Here is a 21,338-nt window from a genome sequence, read left to right as displayed (position 1 = left end):
GGGCGGTTCGTGGGGGTCGCCACAGGTGCGTGGGGTTCCCGTCGGGACCGGTCATGAGGGGGCCGAGCCGGATGGCAGGGCTCGCAGCGACCGGTGCTGGCTTCGTGCGGCGTGGCCCGGGCGAGGTCGGCGTACCGTTCCTGTGCCGTCGGCCGCGTGGGTTCGGGTGCGGTGTGCGTCAGCGAAGGGGGCGGCTCAGGCCGCCGTGCCGGTATCGGGGACGCCGTCGCGGGCGGGGTTCTCGACGCGCACGTGGAAGACTCCACTCATGTCACGCCCCCATCACGTCGGCCCGGTGTCTCACGACCAGCACTTGAACGAATGAGCTGAAAAACGCTCAGCGGAGCGTAAGCGCTCGATAAGGATTCTAGCGCAGCTCAAATGTCGATATTCACAAAACGACAAGCGCGGCGAGATCAATCGGGCGTGCGGTCGTCGTCCACCTCGCGGGTCGGCCGCCTACGCCGTCCTCGGTGAACCCGGTGAGGGTCCAACAACTCCACGGCGATCCCGGTGAGAACCAGGCCGGTGGCGATGAGCAGCCCGTCGGCCAGAGCCATCCCCGTGACCAGCACGGTCAGGGCGACCGCCAGTGCAGACCAGGCGCGGTTGCGCCGGTACTCGCGGGGCCGGGCCGGGCGGCCGGTCCGCAGCGCGTGGGCGAACCGGGGATCGTCCCGCTCGAGCCGTGCCTCGAGAGCGACCAGGCGCTCGTCGTCCGACTGGGGCATGGTTCCTCCTTCGCGGCGGGACCCGTCTCCCGCTGAACGGGTGCCGTGACGGGGCGGTCGCAGCGGGCGCGACGGTGGCGGCGAACTGCACGTGTGCGGTGGTGGCGGACTGGGCGGGTGGGTGGGGCGGAGAGGCAGGCGGGTGCGGGGGCGGCGTTGAGCCGAGCGGGAGCGGGGTGGCGGGGAAGCAGGCAGGTGCGGAGGCGACGGAGAGCAAAACGGAGGCGGGCGGGGGACAACCGAGCGGAGGCGGTGCGGGCGGGCATCTGAATGGTGCGCTGGCGGCGGCCGGTCGACGCCTGCCGCGGAGGGCATGGTCCGACGGGAGCCGGCGCGACCCCGGTCGATGGCGGTCACCGAGCAGTCCGGAAGACGTCACCTGCCGCATCGTCGTGCGCGCCAGGTGACCATCAGGGTCCCCGCTCCGCCACGGCTTCCGCCATCCGGCCCATCCCGATGATTCCTGTCCCGTGGCCCCTACAAACACCGCGGGCCGGGCCGCCGTAGACAACATCGGACAGGTGTTGTCACCGAGGGCGGACGGTCCCCCAGCGCGCGCCCTGAACGTGGTGACCCGGTTTGGCCCCGGGCCCGGTCCTGCGGGCGGCGCAGGCGTGCGTCTCACGGTCCCCCACCGGAACCGCTTACCTGCCTCAACCGTCCGCGTCCACCCACCCGTTTCCTGCTCACCGACGACCAATGGGCAGGCGGAGAGCCGGCTTGGGGAAGGAACCGCGTCACGCGAGGGGGAGGGCGGCGTCAGCTGGGCAGCGTCTGGGTGACACGCCAGAGGCGGCGTGGCAGATCGCCCTCCTCGAAGGAGTGCACCTCGTTCAGGATCCAGCCGTCGGCCAGGGCGTCGACGAGATCGCGGGTGAAGAAGTGCACCGCGAAACCGCCGTGCTCGTAGATGTCGTCGCCGTGCGGGACGCCGGCGCGGTAGTGGGCGTCGCCGGTGTGCCGGACGGTGTAGACGAAGGTGCCGCCGGGGCGCAGAACGCGGCGCACCTCGCGGACCGCCGTGTGGATCTCCTCGGTGGACAGGGCCATGCACAACAGCATGTGGGCGAACACGGCGTCCACCGAGGCGTCGGGCAACGGCAGGGGTTCCCGGACGTCGTGCTCGACGGTGGTGATCCGGTCGGCGACGCCCTGCGCGCGGGCGGCGGCGCTGAGTTGGGTGAGGGCTTTGACGCTGAAGTCGGTGGCCCGGACGGTGAAACCCTCGTGGGCGAAGTAGAGCGCGTCACGCCCGTGTCCCGCGCCGAGCTCCAGTACGTCCTCGGCCCCGGCCCGGCGGAAGACCTCCGCGGCGTGGACTCCGGCGGCGGAGGGGCGTTCGCCGTACATGCCGGGGTGGGTGGCGTACGTGTCCTGCCAGTGGCGCCGTTGGGCGCGCCCCAGTTCGGGTCGGTCCTCCGCCATGTCCGCCTCCTCGTACGAGATGGTGCCTCGCCACCGTGCCGGCCGCCGGTCCGGCTGGGCCGACCGTACGGGACACTGTCTGCCGGGTGGCCGACGGTCGTGCTCTGCCACCGGACGTGCCGTTGATGCTGCTGGATCTCGACAACACCCTGGTCGACCGCGACGCGGCCTTCCGGGACGGCGTCGCCGCCTTCCTCCGCGAGCACGGCCTGCCCGGATCGGACCTGCCCTGGGTGATGGCAGTCGACGCGGCAGGCTACACGCCCCGCGCGGACATCGCGGGTGGCTGCTTGCTCGGACTGCGGAGCGTCTGGGTGTCCGGGGGCCGGTGCCCTGGCCGGGGCGCCGTCGCACCGGCCCAGCCATGTCGCCGATGACGTCACCTCGGCGATCGTGCACGTGCTCGGCTCGCCCCCGGTGGAGGAGAGCCGCGTCGGCCCGGTCGACGGAGATGCTCCCGCACCGCAGGAGACGGCCGCGCACCGCCGTCGGCTCCCCCACTCGTACGGCGCCTTCGGCGCCCGGAGGACGCGGCGGGCGGGTGATGCGGGGGTTCGCCGCCTTGCCCGGCGGCGGAGGCTGTGCCCCCTCCGTCGGGAGCGGGCGCCCGCCGCGGGGACGTGTCGCGCGGTGCGGGCCCGGACCGCCGAAGGGCCCGCACCGCCGAAGAGTCCGGACCGCCGAATGTCCGGGCCGGAGGGAGGCCCGGACCCGCCCGAGGGTCCGGACCCGCGGCTGGTCGGCCGTCGACCGACCCCCCATCGGCCGGTCGCACCGCCGGTCAGGCAGCCGATCAGACGGCCGTGCAGAGGGCCGTCACACAGCCGACCGCGACCTGAGGCCGTCAGCGAGCCATCAGCGCGAACACTCCCCACCCGAGATGCTCACGCTCGTACCGCGCGTACCTGCCGGGGGCGGTGGTGAGTTCCGCCCGTACCTCCGCGGCCAGTTCGTCGTCCGGGTTCCGGTCGAGCCAGCGGCGGAGGTTGAGCCACTGCGCCGCGCGGTAGCGGTCCCAGCTGTCCTGGTCGGCCAGGACCATCTCCACGACGTCGTAACCGAGTGTGCCGAACTGCTCGATCAGGTCCGGCAGCGGCAGGAAGTCGGCCTTGTCGCGGGCGTGGCACGCCTCGACGGTTTCCTGGTCCTGCGGTTCGCGACGCCAGTAGGGTTCGCCGATCAGCATCAGGCCCCCTGCACGGAGGCTGCGGCCGAGCAACTCGACCGTGCCGGCCGCGCCGCCTCCGATCCAGGTGGCTCCGATGCACGCGGCGAGATCCACCGGTGCGTCCGCGACATGGCCGGAGGCATCGCCGTGCACGAAGTCGACCTGGTCGGCGACGCCGAGTTCGGCGGCGCGGGCCCGCGCCTTCGCGATGCCTACCGTGCTGATGTCGATGCCGGTGCCGGTGATGCCGTGGTCACGCGCCCAGGTGCACAGCATCTCGCCCGATCCGCTGGCGAGGTCGAGTGCGCGTGTGCCGGGCGTCAGGTGCAGCGCCCGGCCGAGGGTGGCGAGTTTCTCAGGGGTGAACGGATTGTGGATGCGGTGGCTGCTTTCGCGCAGCGTGAAGATGCGTGGAAGATCCACAGGAGAGATCCCTTGGTTTCGATGACGTCGTGACGCGCTCGGAGGGCAATCGGCCGTGACCGGCCGCCGTTGCTCGGACCGTCATCAAAAGCACCCCGCTCGGACGTAGGGTCCTGGACCTGGTGGGCATCGAGCCCCGGTGAAGCTAGTCCGGGGCGGACGCGCGTGTCCAAGGGTTTTCGCCGGGCGTCCCCGACAGGCGGGGAGATCGCTCCCAGCGGCGTGCACCACATGATCTGCGCCATCACCGACCGCGCGCTCGTCAAGGCCTTCACCGGCCGGGACGTCATGGAGGTGGCCGACGTGAACACCCAGCTCCGCCTAGTCCACGACCGGATCATGCCGGCGTTCGCCTGAGGCACCGGACGCCGCACGGCGGACGGCAGGCGGCTGGCAGCGGACGGCGGAGGGCAGGCAGCAGGCGGAAAGGCTCATGTCACAGGCGCACATCCCCGGCCACGGCAGTCGCCGCCGCACCTGCGACCGCCTCGGCCTCCCCCGGCCGAGCCCCGTCACCTCGGGATGTGATACTCACCGCATGCCTACGCTCTTCTCGCGGATCCTCGAAGGGGAACTGCCCGGACGGTTCGTCTGGCAGGAACCCGAGGTGGCCGCGTTCCTCAGCATCGCCCCGCTGACGCCCGGTCACACGCTGGTCGTGCCCCGCCGGGAGCTGGACCAGTGGACCGACGCGGACGGTGAACTGCTGGCCCGCTGCATGACCGTGGCGCAGGCGATCGGCCGGGGTGTGAAGCGCGCCTGGGACGCGCCCCGCGCCGGACTGGTCATCGCGGGCTTCGAGGTTCCGCACCTGCACATCCACGTCGCTCCCGCCTGGGGCATGGGCGACCTCGACTTCTCCGGGACCGAGGTGGAGAAGGACGAGGCCGCGCTCGACGAGGCGGCGGTACGGCTGCGCGGCGCCCTGCGCGAACTCGGCTTCGGCGCGCACGTCCCCGCGCAGACCTGAGCGGCGTACGCGCCACGGGTGGAGTGCTCAACCGCCGGGTCCGTGTGACAGGCTCGGCGCCTACGGTCGGCGAGGCCACACCAGCGGCCCACCCGCCGGCACCAGATCGCGGCACCATCGAGAGGCGGCGGAATGCGCATCGGACTGCTCGGCACCGGCCCCTGGGCGCGGGCGGCGCACGCCCCCGCCCTGAGCCTGCACGAGGAACTGGACTTCGCCGGTGTGTGGGGCCGCCGCCCCGACGCCGCCAGGGACCTGGCCGCCCGGCACGGCGTGCGTGCCTACGACGACGTCGACGCCCTGCTCTCCGACGTGGACGCGGTCGCGGTCGCCCTGCCGCCGGACGTCCAGGCCGGCCTCGCGGCGCGGGCGGCTCGCGCGGGGTGTCATCTGCTGCTCGACAAGCCGCTCGCTCCTACGGTGGAGCAGGGACGGTCCGTGGTCGAGGCGGTGCGGGAGTCCGCAGTGGCCTCCGTGGTCTTCTTCACGGCCCGCTTCCAGCCCGAGCCGGAGGCGTGGATCGCCGAACAGGCCGCCGTGCGCGGCTGGTTCACCGCGCGGGCGCAGTGGCTCGGCGCGGTGTTCACCGGCGACAGCCCGTTCGCGGCCTCGCCGTGGCGGCGGGAGAAGGGCGCCCTGTGGGACGTGGGCCCCCACGCCCTGTCCGTGCTGCTGCCCGTGCTCGGCGACGCGCGGCGGGTGACGGCGGCGGCGCACGGCCCCGGTGACACCGTCCATCTCGTCCTCGACCACGTCGGCGGCGCGTCGAGCACGCTCACCCTGAGTCTCACGGCCCCGCCCGCGGCTGCCGGTGCCGCGGTGGAACTCCGGGGCGAGGCCGGGGTCGCCGTCCTCCCGGACAGCTCCGAGGGGGCGGTACCCGCGCTGGTCCGGGCGGCCGGCGCCCTGCTCACCGCCGCCCGCACGGGCCGCCCGCACCCGTGCGACGCCGCGTTCGCCCTCCGGGTCACGGAGATACTCGCCACGGCGGAGGCGGCCCTGAACGGCCGCGCCCTCTAGCAATCCATCCGTCCACCGGCCCGGGAGCGTTCGCGGACGAGCAGGTCGCAGGACGGCAGGGAAGCCGGCCCTGCCTGAGCCTCGCTCGCCCGCCCCGGGCCGGGCCAATCGCTTTACGGCAGGTGGAAGTTGAGGCGTTCCCCGATCATCGGGAAACCTGCCTTGGCGAAGTTGGCGGCCATCGGGAAGTTGCCCTGGTCCGTCGCCCCGGCGATGAACTCCGCGCCCCGCTCGGCCAAAAAGTGCGTGCACTGCGCCAACAGGTCGTAGGCATAGCCGCGTCCGCGGTGCCCGGGCAGGACGCCGATGAAGCCGATGCACGGCCCCGACGGATTGTGCGCCGGGATGTGGATGCCCACCGGCTCTCCGGTCGGTGTGTACGCCACCTGCCACCACTCGCGCGGCGAGGGACACCAGTGGAAGAAGTCGAGTTCCTCCTGGGCGGCCCGGTCGAGGCCGCCCTGCTCGACGGCCCTCAGCGCGTGGGCGTCGAGGGTGACGGAGTGGATGCGGCGCAGCGCGTCGAAGAACACCGCGTCGTCCGGCTCGGCACGGAACACCAGCCGGGCGGGGCGCTCGGGCAGTTGGCACGCGGGGGTCCACCGGTACAGGAAGCGTTCCACCAGCAGGTCGTAGCCGGCCGCCCGCGCGGCGGTGAAACGCGCCTCGGCGGCGGTGCTCAGGGCGGGCTCGGCGCGCCAGCCCGGGGGCAGGTTCACCTCCAGTCCGACCTGCCAGGGAGCGGTCCGCAGGAGCTCGGCTCCGGCCTCCTCCTCCCCCTCGGCCACGTCGAACCAGTTGAGGACGACGGGCTCGGTGTCCTCGGGGCCGCCCCACCAGGCGCCGCGGGCGACGACCCGGCCGTCTCGCAGGGCCACCCGCTTCCAGGCGGGGCGGTACCGGGTCAGGCGGTGCACCTCACGGGCGCCCAGCGGGTCGGGCAGGGTGTCGAAGTCAGGGGCGTCGCTCGCGTCGAGCGCGCGGATGACCAGGTCGGTCACGGGTTCCTCCGGGAAGCATGCCTGCGTGGAGCGCTCCCGGTCAGGTCGTACCCTGCACGCCGGGGCAACGGGGAAGGGAGCGCGAGAACGATGTGGACTGCACGGCTCTGCCCTCCTTCCCTGGGTCCAAGGGCGTGGCGACACACGCTACGTCAGGGCGCGCTGGCCCGTCCAGCGATTGTCGCGCCACCCGCCAGGCCGGCGTGGAGAGCACTCGGCCGGGCGGCGCGACTTAAGTGATCCTTAAACAGCGGTTAAGCGAGTCTCGTGACCAACGGCCTCGCCAAGTCGCCGCAGGTCACAGCGAGTTGGGGGCATGTGGGACCGGTTGGCGGGGGCGCCGCCCGTGCGTAGCATCGGGCCTCGCGGCGGCGTCGACGTACGGCCTGAGAGCGCTCTCACCCCCCAAGGCGGTCTCTCCCCCCGGCCCCACGTTCGTTCGCCGCCGCGTCCCCACCCGCACCCGCACCACAGGAGACCCCCCACATGACTCCCCGTCACACACGCCGCCCCGGCCGTCGCAGCGTTCTCGTCGCCCTCGGCGGAGCGGTCGTCGCCGCGCCCGCCGTCGCCGCGCTGGGCCCGCACGCTCTCGCGGGCACGACCGGGGGCGACCGGAGCAGCGCGGCGGCCGGCTCCCTCCCGCTGACGATCGTCAACGACAGCGGTTCCTTCGCCAACACCAGCGTGCGCGTCTACATCGTCGGCAACCAGGACGGCCGGCAGGTCCGGGTCACCCCCGACGGCACCCTGGCGCCGGTGGCCCTGTCGGACAACGGCTCCGACGGCTTCACCGACTACGCGATCGCCCTGGCCGGCAGCGGCGAGACCCGGCTGTCCCTGCCGTACATGTCCGGCAGGATCTACGTGTCGCTCGGCGCCAAGCTGAAGTTCAAGGTGGTCTCCGACGGCAACGGCAACCCCGCGCTGCAGTACCCGGCCGGCTGGGTGACCTCGGACCCCAACTACGGCGTGCTGCACGACTGCGCCGAGTTCACGTATAACTCCTCCGGGATGTTCTGCAACACGACCATGGTCGACATGTTCAGCGTGCCGCTGAGCATCCGGCTGACCGGCGCGAAGGAGCAGACGACGGGCACGCTGAGGGACGGCGGGCGTGCCGCTGCGTTCGCCGCCGTCCGGCAGGTCGAGGAGTTCGCGCGGCTCGTCGTGGACGACACCCGGATCATCGCCCCCGGCCACGGCCTGGACGCCGGCCTGTTCCCGAAGGACTACCTCGCCCCCTACATCGACGAGGTGTGGAGCACGTACACCGGCCGGGACCTCACCGTCACCACCAACGCCGGTACGTTCACCGGCCGGGTGCGCGGTGAGCGGCTCACCTTCGACGGGCCCGCGCAGGTCTCCTTCGGCAAGCCGTCCACCCGGGACGTGCTGTTCTGCGACGGCGCCCTCGCCGCACCCAACGACGGGACGACCGGGCCGGTGGCCGCCGTGCTCGGCGCCGGTTTCAACCGTTCGACGCTGCTGAGCCACCCGGCCCAGCCGACGACCGACGCCTCGACGTTCTACCGGACCGCCCTCACCAACCACTACGCCAGGGCCCTGCACGCCGCGTCCCGGGACGGCAAGGCGTACGGCTTCGCCTTCGACGACGTCGCCGACTTCGCCTCGTACATCCAGGACACCGCCCAGACGGGGCTGCGGCTGACGCTCACGCCCTTCGCGTGACGGCCCGGCGTGCGGCCCCCGGACGGGTGTAGCAGCGTGGTGGTGTGAGCGGAGCAGGCACCCGGGCGCCCCGCCGGGACCAGGACCGGCGGGGCTGGCTGTGGGGCCCGCCGCCGGGTTGGTTCCGGGTGCTGCCGGCCGCGCTGCTGGCGGCGGTGTGCGCGGCGGAACTGATCAGCCCCGAGCCGCTGGACATCGGCTTCCTGCTGGGCGCCATCCCGCCACTGGCGGTGCTGTCCTGCGGGCCGGCCATGACCGCGGTCCTCGGTGCCCTGGCGGTGCTGGTGCTGATCAGCCCGGCCTTCCGGCTGAACGACCCGGGCAACACCGATGTGCTGACCGTCGGCTTCGTGGCGGTGCTGAGCGTGCTGCTGTCCTTCGTCCGCAGCCACCGTGACGCCCAGCTGGTGACCGAGCGCGCCGTCGCCCAGGCCGCGCAGCGCGCCGTCGTGCCGCCGCTGCCGGAGCGGGTCGGGCCGGTGCGCTGCGCGGGCCTGTACCGGGCCGCGCAGCGCGGCACGCTGGTGGGCGGGGACTTCTTCGACGTACGCGCGGGCCCGCACGGGGTCCAGGCCGTCATGGGCGACGTACAGGGGCACGGGCTGTCGGCGGTCGCGACGGTCGCGTCGCTCTTGGGCGCCTTCCGGGAGGCGGTGCTGGACGATCCCGACCCGGAGACGGTGGCCGCCCGGCTCGACCGGAGGCTCCTGACGGACTCCGCGGGCGAGCAGCACGGCGAGCTGTTCGCCACCGCCGTGCTGCTCGCGTTCGCTCGGGACGCCCGGTCGGTACGGGTCGTGGCGTGCGGGCAGCCGGGTCCGCTGCTCCTGCGGGACGGTGCGGCCGTCGAGCTGGAGGTCGAGCCGGGCACGCCGCTGGGCCTGGGTCTGGCCGACGCCGCCCCGCCCGGCGGCTGCGCGGTGCGGCTGCGCCCCGGAGACCGGCTCTTCCTCGCCTCCGACGGCGTCACCGAGGCCAGGGACGCCGCCGGGGCCTTCTATCCGCTCGGCGAGCGGCTGGCGGGCCTCGCCGACGAGGATCCCGCGGGGCTGGCCGAACGGGTGTGGGCGGATCTCGTCCGTCACTGCCCCGACGTACGGGACGACGTCACCATGCTCGTGCTCGCTCCCGAGCCGGGCCCCGACGGCGCCGCGCCCCCGTGACCAGTCGCGCACGCGGCCCCGCACCCGGCCCCGCACCGGGTCCGGCCCACGAGACGATCAGGTTTCCCCGAGCCCTGGAAAGGTACTTCCCCGCACCGTAAGGAGCGGCCCCGGCAGCGGCGCGGCAGAGCCCTCCGGATGCACGGCGCGCCCGCGCGTTGAATGGTGATATCGGACCCGATGACAGCACCGGGGCCGCCACAGACATCCGGACCCGAGGAGCAGAGAAGATGTCGACGTCCCAACCCGACGCGTCCGCGTCCCGGCAGCCCGAGGACCGCACCACCCCGGACCGCCTGCTCCACGCCCGCACCGGCACCGACGTGTCCCCGGAGGATCTGGTGCTTGCCTCCGGCAAGGACCTGACCCCGCGCAATCTCGAATGGGCCAGGCGCAAGCTCGCCGCGGAGGGGCCCGCCGCCCTCGACAAGCTGCTGCCCTGAGGCGCCAAGGGGCCGACTCCCCCGGTCACCGAGATCACCGAGTGGGTCGGTGAGTGTGGGGGAGTCGACCCCGGCGGCACCGGGCAGCCCGGCCGGAATCAGGTCCCGCGTTCGCCCTCCGGCAGGGCCGTGTCGTCCTCGACGACGTGCACGGCGGCCTCCTCGGCGCCCGCCGCTCCCCCGTCGATCCCGACGTCGGCGGCGACGCTCTCCTTCGTGGTGTCGGTACGAACGCCCTCGTCCGGGGCCACCAGGCGGCCGGCGCGCTCCCTGCCCGCCTCGGGGTCGACCGGCTCGCCCTCGCCCTCCGGGGTGTCGCCGATGCCGTCGCCGATCGGCTCGGACACCTCGGGCACTTCCTGGGACAGCCGTTCGTCGAGGCTCTCGCCGTCGTGCTGCTCGGCGGCCGTGGTGCCGTGCTTGGTCACGCCGAGCGGCTTCTCCGGCGGGGAGTAGCCCTCGTCGAGGGTGTCGTCGTAGGTGCGTTCGTCGACGGCGTCCTGCAGGTCGAGGGGCGCGGCGTCCTCCTGCTCCTCGTTGCTTCCGGTGGGCTGGTACGCGTCGTCCGCCATCGCCTCGGGGCCCAGCGGTTCCGTGCCCATGACTGCCTCCTGTCGGGCTGCGTCGACTCGTCTCGTCTCACGTGCCCCTTCCGCGTTTCCCGTTACGCGGCCTCTAACCTCGGGCCCTGCGTTCCGGCTGGTGGCGGGGGTGCCGGCGCTACTCGGCGGGCTGCGACAGGTCTGCCGTCCACCGCTCCTCGACGCGGGCGAGCTTCCACACCAGCAGGGCCACGATCCAGGTGGCGAGGAACAGGGCGACGACGGCGTAGCCGAGGGTGTTGAGGTCGATCCCCGAGATCCAGTCCCAGAATGCCCCGTGCAGGCCCAGCTGCCCGGCGAGCAGGCCGAGGAGCTCGACGGTGCCGATGAGCAGGGCCACGGCGACGGACAGGCCGGTGATCGTGAGGTTGTAGTAGACCTTGCGGACCGGCCGGGAGAAGGCCCAGCCGTAGGCGAAGTTCATGAACGAGCCGTCGACCGTGTCCAGGAGGCACATCCCGGCGGCGAAGAGGACGGGCAGGCACAGGATCGCGTACCAGGGCAGACCGGAGGCGGCGCCCGAGCCGGCCAGGACGAGCAGGGCGATCTCGGTGGCGGTGTCGAAGCCGAGGCCGAACAGCAGCCCGAGCGGGTACATCTGCCAGGGTCTGGAGACCGACCGGGTGACACGGCCCAACAGGCGGTTCATGAATCCGCGGTTGTTCAGCTGCTCCTCCAGCGCGGCCTCGTCGAAGACGCCGGAGCGCATCCGGCGGAACACCCGCCAGACACCCACCAGGACGACGAGGTTCACGGCCGCGATGGCGTAGAGGAAGGTGCCGGAGACGGTCGTGCCGATCAGGCCGGTGATGTCGTGCAGGGAGGAGCCGCCGTCGCGGACCGGCCCGGCCACGGCCTTGACCCCGAGCGCGAGCAGCAGCGCCAGCGCGAACACGACGCTGGAGTGGCCCAGCGAGAACCAGAACCCGACCGACAGCGGGCGTCGCCCCTCCCCCATCAGCTTGCGGGTGGTGTTGTCGATCGCGGCGATGTGGTCGGCGTCGAAGGCGTGCCGCATGCCGAGCGTGTACGCGGTCACGCCGATGCCGACGCCGAAGGACTGGGCGCCGACGCGGTGGTGCTCCGGGACGACGACGGCGACGAGCGTGACCCAGCCGACGACGTGCAGGGCCACGATGAAGCCCGCCATCCCCCCTGCCCTGATCCACTCCTGCCGCGTCATCGAGGTGCCGACGCGGTGCCGGGCCGTGCGCTGGGCGGGGAGGGTCGCAGTGGAGTCAGGGGCGGCCGTCATCGGGGGAGGGACCTTCCGGCGGGAGTTCGACTGGACGGCTGCGGGAAACAGCCTCGTGCCATCCTGCGGTATGTGCAAATCATGTGCAGTAAAGGCCGCGGCAGGTCTTGCCCATGGATCGGGAAACCAATGGCGGGGCTTCTCACCTGGGGCGCTCAAGCCGTCCGGCCCGCTCCCACGGCGGCATCGGGCCGTCCCGTCGGCTCACACGGCCGCGTTCGGCCCGTCCGGCCGCCGCGCTGCTCGACCATCTCGCGGCTCAGCTGTTCCGTCTCCGCCTCGGCGAGCCGCTCGAAGCCGTCCTCGGTGATGACCGCAACGATCGGGAAGACACGGCGGGTGATGTCCGGGCCGCCGGCCGCGGAGTCGTCGTCGGCCGCGTCGTACTGGAGGGCGGCCAGGGCCGCCTCGCGCCGGGACATGCCCGGCCGGAACGGCTTCTTCAGCGCGCCCCGGGCGTACGGGGAGCCGGAGCCCTCCGCGTGCAAGCCGGACTTCTCGTAGGTGCCGCCCGCCACGTCGAAGCCGAAGACGCTGCCCTGTTCGCCGTCGGGGCCGTCACGTCGTAGCCGGCCAGCAGCGGGACGACGGCGAGGTGCTGCATGGCCTGGGCCGAGGTGCTGCCAAATCCCGCCGGCCAGCCGGTTCGCCTTCGCGGCGAGGGTCATCGGGATGCCCTCGGCCTTCTCGAAGTGCGTCAGTTCGCCCTGGTACAGCTTCACCAGGTCCAGGGCGAGCCCGACGGAGCCGGCGAAGACCACCGCGGCGTGGTCGTCGGCGGGGTGCACCTCCTCCAGGTCGCGCCGCGCGATCAGGTTGCCCCTGGTGGTCCCGCGGTCTCCGGCGATCAGCACGCCGTCGCGGTAGGTAAGCGCGAGGACGGTCGTGCCGTGCGGGACGCCCCTCGGCGCGCACGCCGTCGGGGAGGACACGGCGTGTGCCGAGCGGCTCGGGCCGGTGGGCCGCCAGGAACTCGGTGAAGGACGACGTGCCCGGAGTGAAGAACTCCTCCCCGAGCCGGCCGTCCTGGTCGCTGACCGCCAGCCGCTCCCCCCTCGTTCGTCGACCGACACCCGACTCCTACCTGAGCCGGACGGACCGGAAACACCGGCCCGGGGTCGCACCGCGCGGCGGCGGACGCCCCGCCCGGGCGCCGAATTCCAAGTCAGGACGGCCCGTCGCGCAGGGCCGCCGGTGCGATGCGGAGCTCCAGGTCGCCGATCCGGTGCGGGGTCCACGGCCGGGCGTAGCGGGGCGGCGTGCCGCCGGTCGTGGTGAGGTGGGCGACGGGGATCCGGCGCGCGGTGCCCTGGATCTCGGCCGGGGTGGTGTTCTCGTTGTGGCCGGCGGTCGCGCCGGAGGCGCAGCCTGCGTAGTAGCCGATGGGGATGGCCTCGTGACCGGTGATCAGGCACGGTGGCCGTACGCCGAGGCGGTGCAGCTCGGCGGCGGTGCGCGCCCAGTCGCGGCGGCTGTCGGTGTTGCGGTCCACAGCGCGGTCGAGCACGACCAGTTGCACCGCCAGGTGCCCGGCCAGCCCCACTGCGACCACCGTCGCGACGACCGGCCGCCAGCGGCCCCCCGGTGTCCTGACCAGGTGCCACAGCGCGTCGGCGACCGGGATCGCCAACAGGGCGTAGGCGGGCATCAGGAAGCGGGGCGCCGCGTAACCGATCATGAACAGGTACGGCACGGCCGCCGTCGCGGCGCAGGCCAGCGGCAGAAGCGTGCGCGCGGTGCGCCCGGCCCGGACCGCGACGGCCAGCCCGAGCGCGGCCAGCAGCGGCAGGGCGAACCACCAGAGGGTGACCAGGGGATGGGGCATCGACCCGGTGCACGGGCGGCACAGGGCCCGGCCGCCCAGGCTGCGCAGCTGGTCGTCGACGGCGAACTGCCAGCCGAGGCCGCCCTGGATCTCGGAGGCGTCGTGCAGCCGCTGTGTGAGGCCGCCGTGACCGACGTACGCCTCGATCACCCACTCGACGGCGCCCGCCGCGAGGCCCACCACGAGCGCGAGCAGAAGCCGCCCGTGGCGCCGCAGCAGTGCGAGGGCGAGCAGCGGCACCGTCACCCAGACCGCGTCGGTGGGCCGCATCCAGGCCATGAGCATGGCTCCGGCGCCGGCGCCCCACAGCGCCGCCCGCGCGGTGGGGTCGGACAGGTACCGCAGGAAGCAGCCGACGCAGATCAGGGCGCCGACGGCCACCCAGTAGTTGGGCATGGCCTGCGGACCGTAGAAGAGGGTCATCCACAGGGAGGCGAAAAGGGCGCCGGCGACCGCGAGGACCCGGGTCGGGAACAGGCCCCGCCAGGCGCGCAGCGCCAGGTAGAGGGCGAGGCCGGACAGCACGGCGAGGTAGACGCGCAGCAGCGGCGTGGACGTCGACCAGGACGCGACGGGCGCCACGAGCAGCGAGACGCCCCGGGCGCGCGGTGCGCTGAAGAAGGCCGCCGGCGCCTGCTCGCCGACCTGGCTGACGTACACCACCTCGTCCCAGCCCAGGCCCAGCACCGGGCGGACCAGCAGCAGCTGCGCCAGCGTGAAGAGCCCGGCCACCGCCGCCAGCGGACCGGTGCCGCCGGTGCGGCCGGACATGCCGGGCACGGCCGGGTGGTCGCGGCGTCGCATACTCACCAGGATGGCGTTGGCACCGTTGGTCATCCCTCTGCCCCTCACCTCTGCACGTCGCAGGGTTTCCCCGGCCCCACCGGCCACTGGAACCGAAGGCTCAAGTCAGGGAAAACACGGACAAACTAACCCTGGTGAGACGGGTGTGCAGGGCGATATACGGCCAACCGGGCACCCCCGTGGAATCAGCGGGCGTTGGGCCTGCGGTGCGGCGGCTGGTCGGGGACCGGGCGGGGCTCGGCCGGTGGTACGGGGCGGGTGGCGGGGGCGTCCTCGCGCACAGTGAGCTCGCTGCCGTGGTGGCGGATCGTCAGCGGCGGGCCGGAGCGCAGCGTGTACGTGGCCCCGTCCGCGGCGATCTCCACGCGCAGGCACCGGCCGAGGAACTGCACGGTGAAGGCGAGCCGGCCGAACCTCTGTGGCAGGCGCGGGGCGAAGCGCAGGTTGCCGTCCTGGCAGCGCATGCCGCCGAACCCGGCGACCAGGGCCAGCCACGTCCCGGCCAGGGACGCGATGTGCAGCCCGTCGCGGGTGTTGTGCTGCAGGTTGTGCAGGTCCATCAGCGCGGCCTCGGTCGTGTAGTCGTACGCGAGCTCCAGGTGGCCCGCCTGGGCGGCGATCACAGCCTGGACGCACGCCGACAGGGAGGAGTCCCGGACCGTCAGCGGCTCGTAGTAGGCGAAGTTGCGGGCGATCTGCTCCTCGTCGTGGAACTCCTGGAAGAAGCTGCCGCAGGTGTACATCGCCAGCACCAGGTCCGCCTGTTTGACGACCTGCTTGCGGTAGAGGTCGAAGTACGGGAAGTGCAGCATCAGCGGGTACTGGTCCGCGCCGGTGCCGGCGAAGTCCCAGCGCTGGTAGCGGGTGAAGCCGGCGTGCTGTTCGTGCACACCGAGGTCGTCGTTGTAGGGCACGTTGACGGCCTCGGCGGCGTCCCGCCAGGCGGTGCTCTCCTCGTCGTCGACGCCGAGCCGGGCCGCCTCGTCGGGGTGGCGTTTGCAGGCGTCGGCGGCGGCCAGCAGGTTCGAACGCGCCATGAGGTTGGTGTACGTGTTGTCGTCGGCGATCGCGCTGTACTCGTCCGGCCCGGTGACACCGTCGATGTGGAAGACGCGCCGGTCGTCGTGGTGGCCGAGGGAGCGCCACAGGCGGGCGGTCTCCACCAGCAGTTCCACGCCGACCTCGCGTTCGAAGTCCTCGTCCCCGGTGGCGGCCACGTACCGTACGACGGCGTCCGCGATGTCGGCGTTGACGTGGAACGCGGCCGTGCCGGCCGGCCAGTACGCGGAGCCCTCCGAGCCCTCGATGGTGCGCCAGGGGAACGCGGCTCCGCGCAGGCCCAGCTGGGCCGCCCGCTCCCGGGCCGCGTCCAGGGTGTTCAGGCGCCAGCGCAAGGCCTCGGCGGCGGCGTCCGGGGCGGTGTACGTCAGCAGGGGCAGCACGAACGCCTCGGTGTCCCAGAAGGCGTGCCCGTCGTAGCCGGAGCCGGTCAGGCCCTTGGCGGGGATCGCGCGCTGTTCAGCCCGGGCACCGGCCTGCAGGACGTGGAACAGGGCGAAGCGAACCGCCTGCTGGATCTCCTCGTCGCCGTCGACCACGACGTCGGCGCGTGCCCAGAAGTCGTCGAGGTAGGCCCGCTGGTCCTCCAGCAGGCCCTGCCAGCCGCTGTGCCCGGCCGCCGCCAGGGCCGCCTCGACCTGGTCGCTCATCGCGGGGCGGGAGCGGGCGCCGGACCAGCCGTGCGCGACGAGCTTCTCCACGCGCAGCGTCTGCCCCGGCTCCAGGACGGAGGTGACCGTCAGCCGGGCCACGTCCACGTTGCTCTCGCTGTCCGTCGTGGTCCGCTCGGGTCCGCTGACGACGTGGTCGGCGGCCACCGCGACCCGCAGGCCGCTGCGGCGGGTGCGGTGCACCAGGCGCAGCCGGTTCCCGGAGGCCAGGTCCTCCTCCGGCTCCAGGGGCGACTTCAGCGCCCTGGCCGCGCGCGGGTCGCCGTCCGGCTCGGGCAGGCTCTCGTTGGCGACCAGTTCGGACTGCACGACCACGCGGGTGCGACTGTCGACGGGCTCCACCTCGTAGGCGACGGCGGCGATCGCCCGCTGGGTCAGGGACACCAGCCGCGTGGAGCGCACCCGTACCGTCGAACCGGCCGGGGAGGTCCATTCGCAGGACCGCTCCAGCACGCCCCGGCGCAGGTCCAGGGTCCGCTCGTGCCGTACCAGCCGCCCGTAGCGCAGGTCGAACGGCTCGTCGTCGACCAGCAGCCGCAGCACCTTGCCGTTGGTGACGTTGATGGCCGTCTGGCCGGACTCCGGGTAACCGTAGCCCGCTTCCGCGTACGGCAGCGGGTGCAGTTCGTGGACGCCGTTGAGGTAGGAGCCGGGCAGGCCGTGCGGTTCGCCCTCGTCGAGGTTGCCGCGCCAGCCGACGTGCCCGTTGGACAGCGCGAACACCGATTCGCTCTGCGCCAGGACGTCGAGGTTGAGCTGCGTCTCCCGCACGGTCCACGGCTCGACGGCGTACGCCCGCTGTGTGATCACTCCTTGCCCCCCAGTTCGGCCAGGTCCTTCACCACCACGTCGGCGCCGTGCGCGTACAGCGCGTCGGTCTGTCCGACCCGGTCGACGCCCACGACGTATCCGAAACCGCCTGCGCGGCCCGCGTCCATGCCGGCCAGCGCGTCCTCGAAGACGGCGGCCCGGGACGGCTCGACGCCGAGGTCGCGGGCGGCGGCCAGGAAGGTGTCCGGGCTGGGTTTGCCGGGCAGACGGCGCTCGGCGGCGACCACGCCGTCGATCCGCACGTCGAAGAGGTGCTCGGCGCCGATCGAGCGCAGCACGTCCCGGCAGTTGGCGCTGGAGGAGACGATCGCGGTGCGCAGCCCGCGGGCGCGGGCGGCCTCGATGTAGCGCAGGGTGCCGTCGTAGGCCTCGACGCCCTGGGTGCGGATCTTCTCCAGGAGCAGGTCGTTCTTGCGGTTGCCGAGCCCGTGGACGGTCGGGGCGTCGGGTGGGTCGTCGGGTTTCCCTTCGGGCAGGTGGATGCCGCGGGAGGCGAGGAAGGTGCGCACGCCGTCGGCGCGCGGGCGGCCGTCCACGTACTCGTCGTAGTCCGCGTCGCCGAACGGCCGGAAGTCCTCGCCGTCGCGTTCGCGCAGGAAGGCGTCGAACATCTCCTTCCAGGCGGCCGCGTGCACCACGGCCGTCCTGGTGACGACCCCGTCGAGGTCGAAGAGGCAGGCCTGAACGTCTGCGGGAAGACCGAGCTCCGTCATACTGGACCGGTTCCCCGGGCGGGACCGTCCACTTTGTGGCGCACGCCACACCGACCCGGGCGGACGCGGTCGGTGACGCGGTGACGCCGAGGCTCTCGCTCCCTTGTACGCCTGGTCGTCGGGCTCGGACACATACGGCTCCCTCCTGCCCCCGGTGCCTCCGGGCGCAGAGTGACACACTCTCCTGTGTGCCGCTCACTTTCGACGACCTCCTGACGCGCGCCCGCGGCCTCACCGGGGACGGCCGGCGCGCGATCCTCGGCATCACCGGCAGCCCCGGCGCGGGCAAGTCGACGCTGGCCGGGCACCTGGTGCGGGAACTGAACGCGGGCGGGGAGCCGTGGGTGGCGCACGTGCCCATGGACGGCTTCCACCTCGCCGACGCCGAACTGGACCGGTTGGGCCGCCGGGACCGCAAGGGCGCGCCCGACACCTTCGACGCGGCCGGGTACGCGGCGCTGCTGCGGCGCCTGCGCGAGGAGGCGTACGGGGACATCGTGTACGCGCCCGGTTTCGAGCGGGTGCTGGAGCAGCCGATCGCCGGGGCCGTGCCGGTGCCGCCCACGGCCCGCCTGGTCGTGACGGAGGGCAACTACCTGCTGCTGGACACCGGCGCGTGGGCCCGGGTGCGGTCGCAGCTCGACGAGGTGTGGTTCTGCGAGCTGGAGGAGTCCGAGCGCGTCCGCCGGCTGGTCGCCCGCCACGAGGAGTTCGGCAAGAGCCACGAGCAGGCGGTGGCCTGGGTCCGGCGCTCGGACCAGCGCAACGCCGAACTGGTCGCCACGACCCGGGACCGGGCCGACCTCGTGGTACCGGCGTCGGCGCTGCCACGCGTGGACGCGGACGTCTGAGCCGACCGGGGCCTCGGAGGTGCCGCCCGCCCGTACCGCACGCAGGCGGGGTTCGGGCCGTCCCGCCGCCAAGGCCCAGGCGGCCGACCGCTGAGGGAGCCCGAAGGTCAGGGCGTCAGCGGGGCGAGCCCGCCACGGCCGGCCTGCACCGGAAGCGATCTGCCCGCGGGACTGGCCGGCACGGGAAGCGATTCGCGCCGCGGGACTGGTCGGCACGGCCCGCACGCCACCCACGCGAAGACGTCCGCACCCTCCCCCGCCTCCGGGTACGCGGATGGTCGCGGCCGGGTGACCGGTGGCCAACCGCCTTATCGGGTGGACGCGGTTCGGCGCGGTCGACCATGCTCTCCGGCATGATCAGGGCCGCCACCGTGCACGACGTCACCGAGATCCGCGCGATGATCCGCGAACTCGCCGCCTACGAGCGGGCCGAGGAACAGGCCCGGGCCACCGAGGAACAGCTCCGCGAGGCGCTGTTCGGCGCCCATCCCGCCGCCCACGCGCTGATCGCCGAGGACGACGACACGGGAACCACCGTCGGCTTCGCCCTGTGGTTCCCGCGGTTCGCGACCTGGACCGGCAGATGCGGCATGCACCTGGAGGACCTGTACGTCCGCCCGCACGCCCGGGGCGGCGGACACGGCAAGGCCCTGCTGGCCGCCCTCGCGTCGCTGTGCGAGCGGAACGGCTACGAGCGTTTCGAGTGGTGGGTGCTGGCCTGGAACGAGCCGACGATCGAGTTCTACAGGTCGCTCGGGGTCGAGCTTTTGGAGGAGTGGACGGTGTGCCGGCTCAACGGCGAGCCCCTGAAGACACTCGCCGCCCAGGCACCGCCCGTGCACGACACCGCCGACTGAGCCCTCAGCCGGTCAGCGCCAGCTCCGGCTCCGCGTGGGCGCCGCCCGCCGGCTCGCCGATCACGGCGGTGAACGCCTCCGTACGGACCCGCAGGCCCGTTCCGTCCCGGTCGAAGGCGGGGCTGAACGGGCCGTCCTGGCCGTAGCGCACGGCGAAGACGTGCAGGTCCTGCGGCGCGCCGGGGGCCGGTTCGGCCTCCAGGGCCGTGGAGGCGACCAGGTGGCGCCAGCCCTCGTCCGGGTTGCCATAGCCGCGCGGGTCGGCGGCCAGGGCGAACGCGGCCTGCTCCTGGGTCGTCTCCGAGCGGGCGTCGAAGTGGTCGGCGGTGTCCGTGGCCGGGTGGGTCAGGCGGAGCTCCCCGGCCGCCAGGACCTCGGCGTCGGCGGTCCTGCGGACGCGGTCGCCGTCGTCCGCGGCGTACGGGAACCCGGCGAGCAGGTAGGGGCTGCCGGGGAGGCGTTCGACCGCGACCGTCATCCACAGGCGGGTGCCGTCGGTGACGTACAGGGACTGCACGTGCCGCAGGACGTGGTCGCGGCCGACGACCGGCTTGGTGACCAGCTTCGCGGCCAGTGCGCCGGCGCGGACGTCGCGGACGCGGACCTCGCCCATGGGGCGGCACAGGAGGAAGCCGTCCGTGACGGGGCCGAAGCCGTGCTGCCGGTTGACGGCGGCGGGCAGGTAGTACCGTCCCCCCGCTTCGACCAGGGACGGGGTCATGCGGTCGTCGAACGCCACCGACACCCCGCCCGCCCGCAGTTGGTGCCGGGCCGGGGAGCCCGACGGGGTGCGGTGCCAGGGGGTGGTGTCCTGGATCTGCCAGACCAGCATGAAGGCGAAGTGGCCGTCGATGCCGCCGTCGGACTTGACGGCGTGGCGGCCCCAGCGGGTGTCGCCCCGGTAGCGGCCGAGGTCGGAGCCGACACGCCGGCTGAAGTAGCGCAGGCCGAGGACCGCCTCGAAGCCGGAGTGCTGTTCGCTGTAGCGCGGTCCGCCGTTGTCGAAGCCGCCGCTGGTCAGGCGGGCGTCGATGTAGCGGGCGAGCGCGTCGCCGTCCTCGGCGAAGATCTCCTCACCGCTGACCCGGTGGGCCTGGGCCAGGAAGGACAGCGAGATCGGGCCGTAGTTGTTGTCGTACGCTCCGCCGTGTTCGGGCGGCAGCAGCGCGCCCCGGTCGCGGACCCGGTGGGCGCGGATTTCGTCGGTGTACAGGCCGATCGCCCGGGCACGGACCGGCTCGCCCCGGCCGGGCGGGAGGTGGCGGGCCAGCATCAGTCCGCCGACCACACAGCCGATCGCCTGGTTGCCCGCCTCCTGGGGGTTGAAGAAGGTCGCCTCCGTCAGCCACCTCCAGTACCCGTGCCCCAACTCCAGCAGCGCGGCGCGCTGTTCGTCGTCGACCAGTCCGTCCGCCGTGTCGAGCACGTTCACCAGTTGCAGCAGGGCCCACACCGTGCTCGGCCAGTCGCCGATGGGGTGCGCGCCGGGCTGGAGGACGTAACGGGCATACGGCAGCCCCGAGTCGCGCACCCTCAGGTTCGGGTAGCCGGGGTTGTCCTCGGTGTACACGCGCTCGCGCAGGTGGAAGGCGAGGCCACGGCGGACGGCGTCGGGCAGGCGCGGGTCCTTGGTGCGCTGCCAGGCCAGGGCCAGCAGTGACGTGATCCCGAGGGAGGTGTCGCCGATGTCGTCGCCGGCGGCGGGGTGTTCGAGGTTGCCCTCCGGCGTCATGCGGGCCAGGGCCTGCTCGGTGACGTCGGCGAGGACCGCGTCGTACGCCTCCGGGGAGTCCGGCAGGTCGTGCAACGGGCCGCGCTGGTGGAGGAGATGCAC

At 73.2% G+C, this 21,338-nt stretch carries 19 protein-coding genes and 1 pseudogene; 9 read left to right on the top strand and 11 right to left on the bottom strand.

The features are described 5' to 3' along the window. Positions 1-416 precede the first annotated feature (416 nt). A complete protein-coding gene (locus tag ACFPZJ_RS33085; protein WP_381029451.1) occupies positions 417-731 on the bottom strand; it encodes a DUF3040 domain-containing protein in 315 nt (104 codons plus the stop codon). A 759-nt stretch (positions 732-1,490) separates the two neighbouring features. Beyond that, positions 1,491-2,156 carry a class I SAM-dependent methyltransferase gene (locus ACFPZJ_RS33080; protein ID WP_381029448.1) on the bottom strand — a complete coding sequence of 222 codons (666 nt, stop codon included), beginning with the start codon at positions 2,154-2,156 and terminating at the stop codon, positions 1,491-1,493. An 86-nt stretch (positions 2,157-2,242) separates the two neighbouring features. Between ACFPZJ_RS33080 and ACFPZJ_RS33075 the strand changes: the two genes are divergently transcribed. Further along, positions 2,243-2,533 carry an HAD family hydrolase gene (locus tag ACFPZJ_RS33075; RefSeq protein ID WP_381029445.1) on the top strand — a complete coding sequence of 97 codons (291 nt, stop codon included), beginning with the start codon at positions 2,243-2,245 and terminating at the stop codon, positions 2,531-2,533. A 467-nt stretch (positions 2,534-3,000) separates the two neighbouring features. On the opposite strand, the gene ACFPZJ_RS33070 is transcribed toward ACFPZJ_RS33075, so the two are convergent. Next, entirely contained in the window at positions 3,001-3,747 is a 747-nt protein-coding gene (locus ACFPZJ_RS33070) for an SAM-dependent methyltransferase (protein ID WP_381029443.1), read from the bottom strand. A 204-nt stretch (positions 3,748-3,951) separates the two neighbouring features. On the opposite strand from ACFPZJ_RS33070, the pseudogene ACFPZJ_RS33065 reads away from it, so the two are divergent. The 3 genes and pseudogenes from ACFPZJ_RS33065 to ACFPZJ_RS33055 form a co-directional block, all read left to right on the top strand. After that, positions 3,952-4,104: pseudogene (locus ACFPZJ_RS33065) on the top strand (LLM class flavin-dependent oxidoreductase); the annotation flags it as partial. 181 nt (positions 4,105-4,285) lie between these two features. Continuing rightward, positions 4,286-4,717, top strand: a complete 432-nt coding sequence (locus ACFPZJ_RS33060) for an HIT family protein (RefSeq protein ID WP_381029441.1) — start codon at positions 4,286-4,288, stop codon at positions 4,715-4,717. A 132-nt stretch (positions 4,718-4,849) separates the two neighbouring features. Further along, positions 4,850-5,737, top strand: coding sequence for a Gfo/Idh/MocA family protein (locus tag ACFPZJ_RS33055; RefSeq protein ID WP_381029438.1), 888 nt, complete (start codon positions 4,850-4,852; stop codon positions 5,735-5,737). Between the two features lie 113 nt (positions 5,738-5,850). Here the strand turns inward: ACFPZJ_RS33055 and ACFPZJ_RS33050 are convergent, their stop codons facing one another. Further along, positions 5,851-6,738, bottom strand: coding sequence for a GNAT family N-acetyltransferase (locus tag ACFPZJ_RS33050; RefSeq protein ID WP_381029435.1), 888 nt, complete (start codon positions 6,736-6,738; stop codon positions 5,851-5,853). Between the two features lie 486 nt (positions 6,739-7,224). Between ACFPZJ_RS33050 and ACFPZJ_RS33045 the strand changes: the two genes are divergently transcribed. From ACFPZJ_RS33045 to ACFPZJ_RS33035, 3 genes are all read left to right on the top strand, one after another. Next, positions 7,225-8,430 carry a glycoside hydrolase family 64 protein gene (locus ACFPZJ_RS33045; protein ID WP_381029432.1) on the top strand — a complete coding sequence of 402 codons (1,206 nt, stop codon included), beginning with the start codon at positions 7,225-7,227 and terminating at the stop codon, positions 8,428-8,430. Between the two features lie 44 nt (positions 8,431-8,474). Continuing rightward, a complete protein-coding gene (locus ACFPZJ_RS33040; RefSeq protein ID WP_381029430.1) occupies positions 8,475-9,593 on the top strand; it encodes a PP2C family protein-serine/threonine phosphatase in 1,119 nt (372 codons plus the stop codon). A 230-nt stretch (positions 9,594-9,823) separates the two neighbouring features. Beyond that, the gene (locus ACFPZJ_RS33035) at positions 9,824-10,036 is read left to right on the top strand and encodes a hypothetical protein (protein ID WP_381029427.1); all 213 of its coding nucleotides are present in this window, start codon (positions 9,824-9,826) and stop codon (positions 10,034-10,036) included. A 98-nt stretch (positions 10,037-10,134) separates the two neighbouring features. Here ACFPZJ_RS33035 and ACFPZJ_RS33030 read toward each other — a convergent pair whose 3' ends face one another. The 6 genes from ACFPZJ_RS33030 to ACFPZJ_RS33005 all read right to left on the bottom strand — a co-directional run bounded on the left by ACFPZJ_RS33030 (position 10,135) and on the right by ACFPZJ_RS33005 (position 17,796). Beyond that, a complete protein-coding gene (locus tag ACFPZJ_RS33030; protein ID WP_381029424.1) occupies positions 10,135-10,638 on the bottom strand; it encodes a DUF5709 domain-containing protein in 504 nt (167 codons plus the stop codon). Between the two features lie 118 nt (positions 10,639-10,756). Then, positions 10,757-11,893 (bottom strand): Nickel transporter NicT, encoded by a 1,137-nt coding sequence (gene nicT / locus ACFPZJ_RS33025; protein ID WP_381029421.1) that lies wholly within the window; start codon positions 11,891-11,893, stop codon positions 10,757-10,759. Positions 11,894-12,048: 155 nt separating this feature from the next. Then, the gene (gene prcB / locus ACFPZJ_RS33020) at positions 12,049-12,825 is read right to left on the bottom strand and encodes a proteasome subunit beta (RefSeq protein ID WP_381029418.1); all 777 of its coding nucleotides are present in this window, start codon (positions 12,823-12,825) and stop codon (positions 12,049-12,051) included. A gap of 233 nt (positions 12,826-13,058) precedes the next feature. Next, positions 13,059-14,555, bottom strand: a complete 1,497-nt coding sequence (locus ACFPZJ_RS33015; protein WP_381029416.1) for a hypothetical protein — start codon at positions 14,553-14,555, stop codon at positions 13,059-13,061. A 152-nt stretch (positions 14,556-14,707) separates the two neighbouring features. After that, positions 14,708-17,062 carry a glycoside hydrolase family 65 protein gene (locus ACFPZJ_RS33010; protein ID WP_381029414.1) on the bottom strand — a complete coding sequence of 785 codons (2,355 nt, stop codon included), beginning with the start codon at positions 17,060-17,062 and terminating at the stop codon, positions 14,708-14,710. Then, positions 17,059-17,796 (bottom strand): HAD family hydrolase, encoded by a 738-nt coding sequence (locus ACFPZJ_RS33005; protein WP_381029411.1) that lies wholly within the window; start codon positions 17,794-17,796, stop codon positions 17,059-17,061. Before ACFPZJ_RS33005 ends, ACFPZJ_RS33010 begins: the two co-directional genes overlap by 4 nt. A gap of 188 nt (positions 17,797-17,984) precedes the next feature. Between ACFPZJ_RS33005 and ACFPZJ_RS33000 the strand changes: the two genes are divergently transcribed. Together ACFPZJ_RS33000 and ACFPZJ_RS32995 are read left to right on the top strand one after the other, a co-directional pair. Beyond that, positions 17,985-18,647, top strand: coding sequence for a nucleoside/nucleotide kinase family protein (locus tag ACFPZJ_RS33000; protein WP_381029408.1), 663 nt, complete (start codon positions 17,985-17,987; stop codon positions 18,645-18,647). 353 nt (positions 18,648-19,000) lie between these two features. Then, positions 19,001-19,504 (top strand): GNAT family N-acetyltransferase, encoded by a 504-nt coding sequence (locus ACFPZJ_RS32995; protein ID WP_381029405.1) that lies wholly within the window; start codon positions 19,001-19,003, stop codon positions 19,502-19,504. 4 nt (positions 19,505-19,508) lie between these two features. On the opposite strand, the gene ACFPZJ_RS32990 is transcribed toward ACFPZJ_RS32995, so the two are convergent. Then, the gene (locus ACFPZJ_RS32990) at positions 19,509-21,338 is read right to left on the bottom strand and encodes a hypothetical protein (RefSeq protein WP_381029402.1); all 1,830 of its coding nucleotides are present in this window, start codon (positions 21,336-21,338) and stop codon (positions 19,509-19,511) included.

It is taken from the genome of Streptomyces bullii (genome assembly GCF_042657145.1).
Taxonomy (GTDB): domain Bacteria; phylum Actinomycetota; class Actinomycetes; order Streptomycetales; family Streptomycetaceae; genus Streptomyces; species Streptomyces bullii.
The sequence above is the reverse complement of the archived record's forward strand: the minus strand, read 5'-3'. Positions and strand labels throughout refer to the sequence as shown.

Coding starts and splice junctions, on each gene's coding strand:
- nicT (WP_381029421.1), bottom strand. CDS start 11,893: ATGACGGCCGCCCCTGACTCCACTGCGACCCTCCCCGCCCAGCGCACG.
- ACFPZJ_RS32995 (WP_381029405.1), top strand. CDS start 19,001: ATGATCAGGGCCGCCACCGTGCACGACGTCACCGAGATCCGCGCGATG.
- ACFPZJ_RS33045 (WP_381029432.1), top strand. CDS start 7,225: ATGACTCCCCGTCACACACGCCGCCCCGGCCGTCGCAGCGTTCTCGTC.
- ACFPZJ_RS33005 (WP_381029411.1), bottom strand. CDS start 17,796: ATGACGGAGCTCGGTCTTCCCGCAGACGTTCAGGCCTGCCTCTTCGAC.
- ACFPZJ_RS33055 (WP_381029438.1), top strand. CDS start 4,850: ATGCGCATCGGACTGCTCGGCACCGGCCCCTGGGCGCGGGCGGCGCAC.
- ACFPZJ_RS33060 (WP_381029441.1), top strand. CDS start 4,286: ATGCCTACGCTCTTCTCGCGGATCCTCGAAGGGGAACTGCCCGGACGG.
- ACFPZJ_RS33085 (WP_381029451.1), bottom strand. CDS start 731: ATGCCCCAGTCGGACGACGAGCGCCTGGTCGCTCTCGAGGCACGGCTC.
- ACFPZJ_RS33080 (WP_381029448.1), bottom strand. CDS start 2,156: ATGGCGGAGGACCGACCCGAACTGGGGCGCGCCCAACGGCGCCACTGG.
- ACFPZJ_RS33015 (WP_381029416.1), bottom strand. CDS start 14,555: ATGACCAACGGTGCCAACGCCATCCTGGTGAGTATGCGACGCCGCGAC.
- ACFPZJ_RS33035 (WP_381029427.1), top strand. CDS start 9,824: ATGTCGACGTCCCAACCCGACGCGTCCGCGTCCCGGCAGCCCGAGGAC.
- ACFPZJ_RS33030 (WP_381029424.1), bottom strand. CDS start 10,638: ATGGGCACGGAACCGCTGGGCCCCGAGGCGATGGCGGACGACGCGTAC.